This is a genomic window from Thiobacillus denitrificans DSM 12475, from assembly GCF_000376425.1.
GTDB lineage: Bacteria > Pseudomonadota > Gammaproteobacteria > Burkholderiales > Thiobacillaceae > Thiobacillus > Thiobacillus denitrificans.
Map to the genome: position 1 here is coordinate 14,198 of NZ_AQWL01000012.1, position 12,384 is coordinate 26,581.

The following is a 12,384-nucleotide window of genomic DNA, read 5'->3' on the forward strand; positions in this document are numbered from 1 at the left end:
GCATGAATGCCAACCGGAATTGAATGGACGGATGAAACTTGGAACCCAGTGACCGGATGCACCAAAGTGTCATCAGGGTGCAAACACTGCTATGCCAAACATCAGGCTTGGCCTCGCTTGTCTTCGATGCAGAATACCGTTTACACCAGCCGTGAGTTCGAGGACGTGCGTTGCCACGCGGAACGTCTTGTTCAGCCAGTGCGTTGGACGAGGCAGCGCAGAATTTTCGTGAACAGTATGTCCGACCTCTTTCATGAAGACGTACCGGACGAGTTCATCGACAGCGTCTTTGGCGTTATGTGGGCATGCCTCTGGGGCCGCGACGAGCAACCTGGCCACATTTTCCAGGTGCTGACCAAGCGTCCCCAGCGAATGCGCGATTACTTATCGCAGGATCGGCGTGAACATTGGGCTCACGCCGCTGTGAGCCATGGTGGCGGCATGGATCCGGATGGCATCTACGACCAGGTGATGGATGCGGAAGGTCCGCACCCGCGGATCTGGCTCGGCGTCAGCGTCGAAGACCAGGTAGCCGCCGATGAGCGTATCCCGTTGCTGCTGCAATCGCCAGCCGCCGTGCGGTGGGTCAGTGCGGAGCCCCTACTGGAGCGAGTTGATCTGACATCCATCAGGCTAGCCGGCGGAGACTTCGATGCTTTGCGCGGAGGGGACGTTGGTCATTCCGTGCGGATTGAACGTAGGCCGTCGCTGGATTGGGTCGTCGTCGGCGGCGAGAGCGGCCCGAACGCCCGCCCGATGCATCCTGATTGGGCAAAAGGTTTGCGCGATCAGTGCGCCGCGGCCGGCGTGCCATTCCTTTTCAAGCAGTGGGGAGAGTGGGCGGACGCAGAAGATTTTCCGAGCGAGGTCCAGGAAGACTACGACGCGCGTGGTTTGACTGAAAGCATGTGCATCCGTGTTGGCAAGAGAGCCGCCGGTCGCCTGCTCGATGGCATGCAGCATGACGGTTACCCGGCCAATCAAGGGTCAACATCGTGAGCCTTTTCGAGTTCATCGACTCTCGCATTCGCATGGGACGTATGGATCCCGTGGCAGTGGCGCGGGCCAACCGTTCAGTCCGCACTTTGTCGACCGATTGTCGCCTTGCGCTCTGCCGGCCACCCGCCGGTCCGGCGGACATCCCGGGCCGAAACGGCAAGTTGGCAGCCCGGGAGCTCCCCTTCCGTGACGCCGGCGCACTGGTCAACATGCACCACCGCCACCACGCCTCGCCGATTGGTCACCTGTTTTCAGGGGGCGTATTCGATGGCGACGTGCTGTGCGGCGCCGTGATTGCGAGGCGACCAGTGGCGAGGAACCTCGATGACGGCAAGACCGTCGAGCTTACGCGTGTCGTCTCCGATGGCACGCGCAACAGCTGCTCGAAAGCGATGGGTTGGGCCGTTCGGGAGGCCAGGAGACGCGGGTTCGCGCGCGTGATCACCTATACCCTGGAGGACGAACCCGGCGCCAGTCTGCGGGCCGTAGGCTTCCTGGAGGCCGGACAAAGTCGCGGCGGCAGCTGGAGCCGACCGAGCCGTGCGCGAGAAGCTGAATGTCATCCCGTTACGCCCAAACGGCGCTGGGAAATCTGGTTGTAGAAGCGCATGCAGATCCTGAACCGCCACCACCTCGGTGCATGGCCTCCTGACGCGGTCTACATCGGCCGTGGTACACCGCTAGGCAATCCTTACGTCATTGGCGAGCACGGCAATCGCGACGCGGTATGTGACCAGTATGCCGATCGGATGGCTTACCGTATCCAGCAAGGAGATCCGGTGATCCTGACCGCGCTTCTGGGGCTCAAGGATGACTCCCGCTTAATCTGTTCATGCGCACCGGCTCGCTGCCACGCATCCGAGATCGAGGCAGCCTGGAAGCGGCTGAAAGAGACCGGGCTGCCGTCCCGCCGGCGTAGCATGGCCTACGCAGGGATCGGGTCCCGCGTGACACCCGCCGACCAACTCCAGCGTATGACCCGGGCTGCAGCACGGCTTGCCGCCATGGGTTACACCTTGCGCTCTGGTGCTGCGCCTGGCGCGGACTCCGCCTTCGAGGCTGGTGCTGGCACAGCAAAGGAAATCTACCTGCCCTGGCGGGCTTTTAACGGCAGCGTCTCGTCGTTCGTGGAGCCGGCACGTGATGCCTACGAGGTGGCAGCCTGCGTGCACCCTGCTTGGGAAAAGCTGTCGCCGGCGGCCAGGAAGCTGATGGCCAGGAATTCGCACCAGATCCTTGGTGCGGATCTCAAGGCCCCGGCGGATTTCGTGGTCTGTTTTACAGCTGACGGGGCAGAGAGCGAGGCCCAGCGCAACGCCGCGACGGGCGGCACCGGCCAGGCGATCGCATTGGCGAGCCGCTGGGGCGTGCCAGTGTTCAATTTCGCCCGAGGCGACGCCGGGGAACGCTTGCTGATGTACCTGGAGGAAATACGATGAGGTTGTTTTCGATGGTCTGCGCGATGTTTGGAGTTCTTGGTTTAGCGGACTGGATGTTTGCCAGAAGCTTTATCAAGGTCGCACCTGATACCTCGGCGGCGCAAAGCATTGCGGAGCCATGGGTGCTGTATGCGAGTCTTTTTCTGATGTGTTTGGGCCTGTTCTTTGCGTGGGCGGCATCAGTGAACAGACCAGATGAAAACGAGACTCTCGAACAGTGAGAGGAGCCATCTACCATGCTTGATGAACGACAAGGCAGCATTTTCGACGCCCCGGTCCGCGCACTGGTGAATCCATGCAATACCGAGGGAATCATGGGCAAGGGACTTGCGCTTGAGTTCAAGCGGCGCTTCCCGGAAGCCTACGAGTCCTACCGCCTGGCGTGCATGCGGAAGGAACTCGAGCCTGGCCTGATCCACGACTACTGGTTGGAAGACGGACGCCGCATCGTGCATTTCCCGACCAAGACGCTTTGGCGCAGCCCGTCGAAAATGGCTTACATCGAGGCCGGGCTGCCGCCACTCGTGGAGTTCGTACGCTTGAACGCCATCGAATCCATTGCGATCCCTGCACTTGGCTGTGGGCTGGGCGGCCTGTCGTGGGCCCTTGTGAAGCGAGCGATCGAGGAAGCATTTTCCGCCATACCCCAGGGGGCCGTGGATGTGTGGCTTTTCCCGCCGGTGAGAAAATAAATGTTCGCCCAGGTCGACAACTACTTTGTGATTCCGGTGCCATTCGACGTCGGTGATTTCTATATCTCGGGAACTGGGTACCTGTGCGCGAGGACACCCGTAAGAACCGTTCTCGCCGAAGAACCGGTCAGCCAGTATGGGATCACCACCAACAGCAGGATCGTTGGATACGCATCCCTGGATATCCAGCGCAAGGCCGGGCTGGATATTTCGGATCCCGGCATGACTGCATTGCTCCTCTTACGACCCAATTGAAAATGACTCAAGCTTCAAAGAAACCTGGCGCTGGCCGTCCTGTCATCGAGCGCCCCATGCAGAACGTGATCGGTCTGATGCGGCATCTAATCGGCAATGACGCCGGGGTGAACATCCAGGTTGCGGAAGAGATCGAGGCCATGACTGGGCGCTCGCTCGTGCCTCAGATCGAGGGGAAGAGCAGCGAAGCGAATACGAGGCAGCAGATTTCAAAGCGAATTTCGGAGATTGCGGCCGGCGGGAAGCCCATTCCGCACTGGTTCGAGACTGCAGCGCGCGAGTGGTGCGTGCTGGAGGTGATGAGCAGGATCGCCGGGAAAAACGTCGAACTGAAGGTTGACGCAAGCGCTATCAACCTGACGCGCGCGCCGGCGGCGAGGGTTCTGGCCGAGGACCTGGTGGGTCTCGTGCTTCACCATGCTGCAATCCGCGAAGAAAAAAAGGTCGCAGCATGTCTGCGGCTGATCGAAAAGTTGAACGATTGACACCTTCTGAAGTGAGAAGTCCGCCTTTCTGAGCTTGGACGAATAGTGCACGGAATACCTTTAGAAGGTGGTTTCCGGGTCAGCCATGATGAATTAGCCTTCCGATCGGCGCCAGGCAAGTCTGGGAATTTTATTTTCGGTGTCGTTTCCAAGCAGGTTGATTTTGTAGGATGTCCGGAATGGGCATTCCATATGTCGACCCTCGGCGAGAAAATCAATCATGAGTTCCTATGTCTTAGACAACCTCGTTGACAGCGAAGACGTCCTCTACTTCAGTACGGTGTCGTACTGGGCCTACATCAACTATGCGATGGTCTCGTTGGTAATAGCGGTTGTCGCTTGGTTTCTTCATACCAACTGGTACTTGCCAATTTTTGTGCCTGTCGTGCTGCTCTCGCTGTCAGTTGGCAACATTATCCTTCTTAAGGTGCTCCGCGATGCAAACGAACTCGCCGTCACCAACCAACGCGTGATTATCAAAACAGGCTGGCTCTGGCAGAAAAGCGCGGTTCTGTACCTCTCCAGGGTCGAGGGCGTGGAGGTTAACCAGAGCCTGCTCGGCCGCATCCTGAACTACGGCACGGTACAGGTGAGGGGCGTCGGTACGGAGGTCTTTCCCGTGCCCTATGTGATCGACCCGACCGAATTCCGTCGTCAGGTATTCGAGGCTGCAAGCGCGTGCAAGGCAGCGCATCCTCAGGCCGAAGAATCACCCATGCCCGCCTAATCCGCATACATTTCCCTGGAACCTATAAATGGAACAGCACAACGATGAGACCCTGATGCTCTTATACGGAGCTGGCGAACTTCAACGCTTCCAGGTTCTTTTCGACAACTGGCGGCATGCCGTCTACCGCTACCTCTACCATCTGGTTCGTGAGGACGCAGAAGCGGTCTACCAGGCAACCTGGCTGAAATTCATCGAGCGTCGTGCAGAATACACGGAGAATAGCCGCTTCAAGCCGTGGCTATTTGGCATCGCCCACGGACAGCTGATGGAAAATCTGACGGCGCGCAGGATGGAAAAAATCATGGAGGTTGAAGACGCGGCCGTCGAAATCTCCAGCCACAATTTGCATGAACTCCACTTCCGCTCGCGCTTCGAGCAAGGATTGATGGAAGCGATCAGCGCACTGCCGGCGCCGATGAAAGAAGCTTTTCTTTTGTCGGAGGAAGGCCTGACGATAGAGGAGATCGCCGAAGCCGTCTGCGTGAGCAATGCCGTGGCAACGTCCAGGTTGGAACACGCCCACGCCATCGTCATCAAAACACTTTCCGCCTGGGGCGTCCCCATGGGCGACACCTCAGAGACCTGGAAAACAATCCGGGACGTTGAGCGCAACGATATCCTCGACGACCAGCTTTTGGCGACCTCGAAGCTCCCGGACTGGCCGCCCAAGCTCGTCAACCTCGATGTACCCGCGGAGTCTGAAGCAGAGGATAAGAGCCCCACCTCGATCTGGAGCAAGGTAAGGCCTTCGTACGCGATTGCCGGACTGCTCTTGTCCATTGCGGTTGGCGCAGCCTTCTTCGCTTCCGTCATTCCGGCAACGGTAAAACGCGAGTTCCAACAGGCCAAATCGGTAACGAAGAAGGCATCCCAGCCGCCTGCGAAGATGGCCGAACCGACAATCCCCCCTGCCCCATCTCTGGGAGGTGTAAAAACCGCTCCGTTGGTCGATGTGTCCGCAGAAGCTGCGCGCAAACCACGAGCGAAAGTGGCCGCCAAACCAGCATTGAAGCGCCCGAAAGTTGACGAAGTGACTGATGAGGCATTGGATGACGCTCAGGTCGTTGCAGACGACGCCAGCGCCAAAGTCACCCCTGAGCCAGCACCCCCGCAGCCGCCGAAGATGGTCTGGGTACGGCAACCCGACAACTCGTACTGGAAGGATTCGATACCGATCGGGACCGCGCCGTTTTTCATCGAGGGAAGTCGATAGGCAGTGGCGGCTTCGTTTTTTTGGTGACGACGCCTCGCAAACGCTGTATTGACGCGGGCTTCCGCGACACGTAACATTTTCGTTTATATTAACAATATTGTTACGCGAAGCGTGGAATGCAAAATAACTCTGTGATCCTGACGGACGCCGCGATACGTGCTTTCCTGAACAAACCCCTAACCAAGGCAGAATCCATTGCCCTTTGGTGGTTCGTGGCCAACCTGCCCGCCGGCGGTGACGTCATTTCGCTAGCAAGCTTGGCTGAAACTCTCAAGGTTCCGAGAGAGCGTTTGAGTCCGACTATAAAACGTCTTTGCGAAATTGGCTTTCTGGTGCGCGGCGCCAAGATTGCCCTTTCCTATCACTACAAACTGAACCCGGTCTTCATCCGCATCCTTTCATGAACGGACAAGGTCAGACCGGCGTCAACGAAATTATCCAGACCGTCCTTGACGACGGGTTATCGCTGGATCTTTGGCCTCGCGATGTCGCCCTTTTGGTTCTCATCCAGAAAAAAATGAATTCCGGAACGGGGTTTTCCTTCGCCATGGAGGGCGGCGAATTGCGTTCCCTGGCGGCAAAGGTGGATGGGCTGGAGGTCAAGGATTCGTCGGGTACCGAGAAACGTCTGACTGAAAGCATAAACAGGCTGATCCGGGCCAACTGTCTGGCCCGCGCAGACCTCTCGCGCCTGCGCAATATCGAAGACACGGAATACCAGCTCACATCCCTCGGCGAAAGCATTGCCTCCTGGCATATCGAGCACACCCGCTTCAGCGGGGAACCGATGGCCGCCATTCTGCAGGTGTTCAATGGCCAGATCGTCGATCTGCATGCCAAAGCGCTGAACCTCGAAGGGGATGAGGATTGGCGGAGGGACATCCTGTTGCCGATGCAGGTGGTCCTGAAGGACATGCTCGTGAACGTCCAGCGTCACCAGCGAGAGCTGGACCGTCAACATGAAGCGCTGCGTGCTTTCATCCCCACGCTTCTGACGGAAAACAGCGAAGCCTCCATTGACCAGTGCGAGCAGCAACTGACACAGGTCATCCGCACCATCGACGACCTTCAGGAAGTTACGCTCTCCTCATCCAGCAAGGCGTTCGAACTGCTCTATCAGATCGAAATCGCCGGCGAGAACAAGAAGATCGAAGGAGTAGGCCCCGTCTGTCAGGACATCACGCGGCGCATGCATTCCATCGTGCAGTGGACCGCGCAGCGGGCCACAGACTGGGTTGAGCATCACGGCGTTGTGCACGATTTTCTTCGGAGCGTTATTCGCATCGATCGCCAGCGACGTCTCACTGAAGCGCTCAAACACGCTATCGCAATCCCTCCGGACTGGTCGCTCAGGATCAGCCTGGAACCCCGACTGATCAGGATGCGCGAGGATGTCCGGCAGCAGAGCCGGACGAGGTCTGCGCCCAGACTGCCTCGCCGCGATTATGCGCAGGAGAAGGTGCCGCACGTCGAAGATGAATTGCCGGGTCGCCTCAGGGCCCTGCTCGACCAGAAGCTAGCTGAAGGCGAGGCCCGATGGAGCGAGATTGTCACTGCCGCGATCACAGAAGGCGCTGACCCAGACAATGTATTCGCTCACTTGTCCTGGCTCATGGGTGAAATGGTGAGGTCAGGCAAGATCGATGCCGGAGAGCGAAACTGGGTGCCGGTGGCCAGCGGCATGCGCATGGAAGAACTAAGGATAACTGCACCATGAATTACCTCGACAGGCATTTTGTCGATGCGGACCTGATTCTGCGCCGAGGCGGCCATATCAACCGGTCGAACCTCTCTCTCTATCAGTTCCTCATCGACCACTTCGATGACCTCAAGGCCTTCTACCAAGGCTACCAGTGCGAACTGGTCCAGCACTCAGATGGTTTCTTCTTCCTGATGTCGAAGGGAGGGCTCATTCCGAGCAGAATCCTGCCGAAGCCTTGTGTCCATCTGGGCATGTTCATTGCCCTGAAAACACGGGATCCGGAAATCACCCGCTCGTCCGGCCGGATCAGCCTGCCCAATCTAATGCAGTCAATTGAGACCTCTGTTCCCCGCGAGACGCTGCAGCAGGTCTATGCGCCCAAACAACGGGAATCCTCGTCCGACAACCGAATCGCCGACGAGATCAAGAAAGCATTGAAGACTCTTGTCGACTTGCGTTTCATCGAGATGCACGGAGATGCCATCAAGCCGCTGGAAGCCATTCACCGTTTCGCCGAACTCGCACGGCACGACAATAACCCGGATGAGATCAGTCGTTTGGTGCTGACGGAGCACAAAGGCGTGGCCTTCCAGGCCTTCGGTGAAGAGAGCGAAGAAGAAGCTGACGATGATAGGGATGAAAATGAAGGGAAGGATTGAACAGATTGCCTATATCGGTTGGCTCGGCATCGACTATGAAGCCATCACGCTGGACAAGGGGGCCTTCACCGGCCTGATCGGGCCAAGCGGAGCCGGTAAGTCGACCCTGACAATGTGCCTGGCCTACGCCCAGCTGCCTGACCGCCGGGTACTGGACATTAGTCCCATTTCTGACCTGCAGGACCCCCATAACGCCGGGAAGGACAGTCTGCTCGGCCGGATCAGTCCGAACTATGGGTACGCTTATGTCGTGCTGGATATCCTGACCCGGCACGGCAAGCGTCTGATCGCCGGCATCCATGCTCAAGGCGAGGACGGCCGCGGAAACCTTACCCGCTTCTACATCGACAACTACCCGGAAGGGGCCCCGCTGCAGGACGCCTTACGGATCAGTGAAGGTGATACCCAGCATTACCCCGATCTGCCTGATCTGAAACGCAGTCTGGCCGCCAGAGGGTACGACCTCCATATCTGCCGGCAGGTGCAGGATTACGGACAGGTGCTTTATGAAGCTGGCGTGCTGCCGACCAATCTCGCCGATTTCTCGGACCGGTCGCTCTACAGCAAGCTCATCGAGGCAACATACCGGGGCGGCATTTCCGCAGATGTAGCGAGCAAACTCAAGGACTACCTCCTGCCCGAGGACCGGAAGGTCCCTGAGATGGTCTCCAAAATTCAGGAATGTACCAGTCAGGTCTTCAGTACCCGACGTACGCTGGGCGACGCAGATCGACAGCTCAACCTGCTCCAGGCTACTTACGGCACCGGTAAGGAAATTGTGTTGAACGCCCTCCGGCATGAGATCGATGTGCAGCATGTCGTCGAACTGGAGATTGAAAGACTGGAACGCGAGGTCACCGCGGACATGGAGACGCTGTCCAGCAAGACTCAAGAGGTCGATCTGCTGTCAAAAGACATCCGGACGACCGAGGAGACTATTCAAACCCTTCAGCAGAGCACCCAAACTGAACTTAGAACTGAAGAAGGTTTGATGGATGTCCGGGGTAAAGAGGTACAGACCAAAGAAACTGCACATGACGCTGCCAAGGGCCAACTGCGTCAGTTCAAGAAAGGCGAGAAAGCGTGGAAGGCTGCGGCCGGCATACACGCCGATCGCGATCCAACTTGGTTGGCAGATTGGCTGGATAATGAAATTGAAAATCGCGGTAACGACATTGCCAGGAAAGGATTGGAAATAGAGGGGCTTCAGGCGAGCCGCGCCGCCCTAGTTGTCGGTACAGTCAATACGAAAACAGCTACCCTCGCAAAGTCTGTCGGCGGCCAGACGCTGGAAGAGGTTTTTGATGAATCAGGCGATCAACAAGCCGTCGCATTGGAAATGGGACTTTGCGGCCTGGTAGATGGCGTTGTAGGGGTCACGCCGGATGTTCTGGTCAACCTGGAATCCAGCCAGGATTTGCCGGACATCTTCTGGCTTGGCGAACGCTCTCCCAGTGAAGCAACGGTCAGAACCGTCGGACAATGGAACGTATCGGCCGGCGCCGGCGGCTACATCGTGTCGAGCAAGCGCAGACATCCCGTTTTCGGCAGGCAGGCCCGCGAGAACCGGATAACGGAGATTGATAAAAACATCAAAATCCTGCTCGACAAGCAAAAAACCTATCGCATCGAGAAAGAAGGCGAGGACGGCAAAGGCGGACTCAAGGGCCGCCTCAGTTCACTGCAAATGAACCACGAGGCGATCGCCTTCTTCATTGAAAATCGAGGCAATGCCATTGCCATCGAGCAGAACGCAGAAACCGCCAAAAAGGCTCATGAAGATGCCAGCCGCCTTCACGGTGAATCTCAGTTCAAGGTGAATGATCTTAGAAATAAGTTGCTCAAGGTTGGCGAGCCCCACCAGGAAAATCTCAAAGAGCTAAACAACAAGAAAACCAAGGCGGAACGAACACTGGATGAAATCAGTAAACGTCTTCCAGGCAAACAGGATTCGCTGAAAGAAAATCAAGATCAGCTCCGGAAGCAGCGCGATTCCATGGCGTCGATGATCGAAACTCTTGGGCAACAAGGCGAATCCTTCCTGTCCGATGCCCGAGGGATGGAATCACCGCTGCCGGACATCTATAACATCGAACAGACACGACGAATCATCAATCTGAGAAACGCGCTTGAAAGTGAATCGCCCTCAAGACTGGAGTTGATTCAAGCTGCCTCGCCGACAGACACGTCGAGTTGCATCCGGCTCTGGCCTATGCTGCTCGAAATCTTGCGCGACCGGATCGTGCTCGATCTGGCCGATATGGACGGCGCCGATTTACTCAGCGAAATGCGGAAGAGACGGAACAACCTGAATGACCAGCTGGGGCTACAGGAAAACGAAGTCAGAATTCAGGCCCGCTCGCTGCATAGCGCGATCCAGTCATCCGTGTCTTCCCAGCGGAACCGAATCCGGGCGCTCAGCAAGCTCGGTGAAGACATCCACTTCGGCAACATCGTCGGCATCCGCATCGTCGTCGATACCCGCCAGGAAATGCTGTCCATGCTGGAGGGATTCGCCGATCAGATGTCGCTGTTCCAGGACAATACCAAGCCAGTCGACCAGTCCCTCCGGGAATTCTTCGCGGCGGCCAGCGAGAAGTACAAGTTCACGGGGGAGGAACTGCTGGACTACCGGAATTACATGGACCTCAGAATCGAGGCACGGCGTAAAAATAAGGAATGGGAAACCGCCTCCTCCCTGTCCGGCGGCGAATCGATCGGTGGCGGCTTGGCCATAGCCCTGATGCTGTCGAGATCGATGGCATCCCGAGGCGAAATCAAGCCTGAACAGATCACCCCCCTTTTCGTCATCGACGAACTGCACCGGCTCGATCCAAAGGGCCAGGGCATGATCGTTGACTTCGCCAAGCGCGAGGGCTTCCAGGTCTATGTCACAGCCCAGGCCCTGAAGCCGAACTTTGAATGCACGCTCTATACGCTTGAGCGCATATACGATCCTGAAGAACGGCTCATCATCCGGGGTCAGGAGAAGAAGCTGCCCCATGCCGCCTGATGCCCTTGAGATTGCCCTGCTAGCCAGGCTCATTGAGCACGGCACCAGCCCCGAGAGCACTCGTAATCGCGCCCTGATCAGGCGCTATGAGACCGCTGGCTGGCTGATGCCATCGAGCCGGCGCAACGAATGGCTTGTCCGCGACGAAGCCAGGCTGCTTATACGATCTCGTCTGGCGAAACTGCTGCCGGGCTGGGAGGCGGATTTCAAACTGTTGCGGGCGCATGGGCTTGACCCCCGAAAGCCTCAGGACATTGAGGCCCTGCCAGCGCTTCGCAGGCCTGCCGTGGCCGAAGGGAAGATCAACAGACGCAACTGGAAGAGTGCCGCAGGTCTTGGGCCCAAACGAAAAAGCATGCTGAAGACCGAGGCCATGCTGACCAGCGACTGGGTGATGCGTTTGCGCCCGAACAAAGGCCTGCTCGCCAAATGGGAAGATGGTTCGACCGATTTGTGGGAGATGGCCCAGAGCTGGACAGAGTGCCCGATCCCCCAGCGTCAGTGGCTGAATCTGCGGGAATTCGCAGGCACCCCGCCGGCCGCGGTGATCACCTGCGAGAACCTTGGGGCCTACATCGATCTGCCGCTGCCCGAAAACGCGCTTGCGGTGTTTTCGCCTGGTAAGCATACGGAAATAGCAATTGAGTTATTGGCCAAACTCCCTACATCGAAATGGGTGCATTTCGGTGACATAGATCCTGAAGGACTGGAGATCGTCGAACAGATCGCCATTGTATCTGGCCGGAAAATAGCCTTGTACATCCCTTCCTTTGCCAGCGAATACGTGGAGTCGGGCATGGCACAGAAGAAAAAGGTTGTTTGGGAAATCGAATCAGAACATCCCGTGCTGAAGGCTCTAGCCACGCGAGGAGAAGGGCTCTATCAGGAGGTGTTTATGCTTGATACTCGACTGGAAAATGAGATAGCGGAACTGTCCGGTCATGTCCGACCTACTTACCCATAAAAAAACCCGGCAGTCACAAGGACTATCCGGGTTGGGTTGCATAACGCCTATCTCGAAGCGAAAGCTCTTCTCATGATCTCCGGCATGCGGTAAACATGTCGATGACCCTGAGGAGCTGGCGCGATCTCGAAGGCTTTCGGATCCTTCCAGACCCTCTGCCACTGATTTTCAGGAGACTCATAGAACATCTCAGCCGAAATCACAGTCCAGAGGTTGACGGGACCGAAGGTAAT

General features: G+C 57.5%; 14 protein-coding genes. All 14 read left to right on the forward strand.

Features of this window, described 5'->3' with window-relative positions:
• Positions 1 to 6: 6 nt before the first annotated feature.
• Positions 7 to 999, forward strand: a complete 993-nt coding sequence (locus B059_RS0115340; protein ID WP_018079135.1) for a phage Gp37/Gp68 family protein — start codon at positions 7 to 9, stop codon at positions 997 to 999.
• Positions 996 to 1,601, forward strand: coding sequence for an XF1762 family protein (locus tag B059_RS21510; RefSeq protein ID WP_018079136.1), 606 nt, complete (start codon positions 996 to 998; stop codon positions 1,599 to 1,601). The genes B059_RS0115340 and B059_RS21510 overlap by 4 nt, the downstream gene beginning before the upstream one ends.
• A 6-nt stretch (positions 1,602 to 1,607) precedes the next feature.
• Positions 1,608 to 2,438, forward strand: coding sequence for a DUF4326 domain-containing protein (locus tag B059_RS20450; protein WP_018079137.1), 831 nt, complete (start codon positions 1,608 to 1,610; stop codon positions 2,436 to 2,438).
• Positions 2,435 to 2,659, forward strand: a complete 225-nt coding sequence (locus B059_RS0115360; RefSeq protein ID WP_018079138.1) for a hypothetical protein — start codon at positions 2,435 to 2,437, stop codon at positions 2,657 to 2,659. The genes B059_RS20450 and B059_RS0115360 overlap by 4 nt, the downstream gene beginning before the upstream one ends.
• Before the next feature lie 15 nt (positions 2,660 to 2,674).
• A complete protein-coding gene (locus tag B059_RS0115365) occupies positions 2,675 to 3,130 on the forward strand; it encodes a macro domain-containing protein (RefSeq protein WP_018079139.1) in 456 nt (151 codons plus the stop codon).
• A complete protein-coding gene (locus B059_RS0115370; protein WP_018079140.1) occupies positions 3,131 to 3,385 on the forward strand; it encodes a hypothetical protein in 255 nt (84 codons plus the stop codon). It abuts the gene before it with no gap.
• Between the two features lie 56 nt (positions 3,386 to 3,441).
• Positions 3,442 to 3,870, forward strand: a complete 429-nt coding sequence (locus B059_RS0115375; protein ID WP_018079141.1) for a hypothetical protein — start codon at positions 3,442 to 3,444, stop codon at positions 3,868 to 3,870.
• Between the two features lie 220 nt (positions 3,871 to 4,090).
• Positions 4,091 to 4,597 (forward strand): PH domain-containing protein, encoded by a 507-nt coding sequence (locus tag B059_RS20010; protein ID WP_018079142.1) that lies wholly within the window; start codon positions 4,091 to 4,093, stop codon positions 4,595 to 4,597.
• Between the two features lie 28 nt (positions 4,598 to 4,625).
• Complete coding sequence (locus B059_RS0115385) at positions 4,626 to 5,813, forward strand: RNA polymerase sigma factor (RefSeq protein WP_018079143.1); 1,188 nt, start codon at positions 4,626 to 4,628, stop codon at positions 5,811 to 5,813.
• Between the two features lie 116 nt (positions 5,814 to 5,929).
• Positions 5,930 to 6,217 carry a hypothetical protein gene (locus B059_RS0115390; RefSeq protein WP_038059018.1) on the forward strand — a complete coding sequence of 96 codons (288 nt, stop codon included), beginning with the start codon at positions 5,930 to 5,932 and terminating at the stop codon, positions 6,215 to 6,217.
• Positions 6,214 to 7,530: a hypothetical protein gene (locus tag B059_RS0115395; protein ID WP_018079145.1), complete on the forward strand. Its 1,317-nt coding sequence runs from the start codon at positions 6,214 to 6,216 to the stop codon at positions 7,528 to 7,530. The genes B059_RS0115390 and B059_RS0115395 overlap by 4 nt, the downstream gene beginning before the upstream one ends.
• Complete coding sequence (locus B059_RS0115400) at positions 7,527 to 8,174, forward strand: chromosome partition protein MukE (protein WP_018079146.1); 648 nt, start codon at positions 7,527 to 7,529, stop codon at positions 8,172 to 8,174. The genes B059_RS0115395 and B059_RS0115400 overlap by 4 nt, the downstream gene beginning before the upstream one ends.
• Positions 8,152 to 11,187 carry a hypothetical protein gene (locus B059_RS0115405; protein WP_169333086.1) on the forward strand — a complete coding sequence of 1,012 codons (3,036 nt, stop codon included), beginning with the start codon at positions 8,152 to 8,154 and terminating at the stop codon, positions 11,185 to 11,187. Before B059_RS0115400 ends, B059_RS0115405 begins: the two co-directional genes overlap by 23 nt.
• On the forward strand, positions 11,177 to 12,151 hold the full coding sequence (locus B059_RS0115410) for a Wadjet anti-phage system protein JetD domain-containing protein (protein WP_018079148.1): 975 nt from the start codon (positions 11,177 to 11,179) through the stop codon (positions 12,149 to 12,151). Before B059_RS0115405 ends, B059_RS0115410 begins: the two co-directional genes overlap by 11 nt.
• Positions 12,152 to 12,384: the final 233 nt, after the last annotated feature.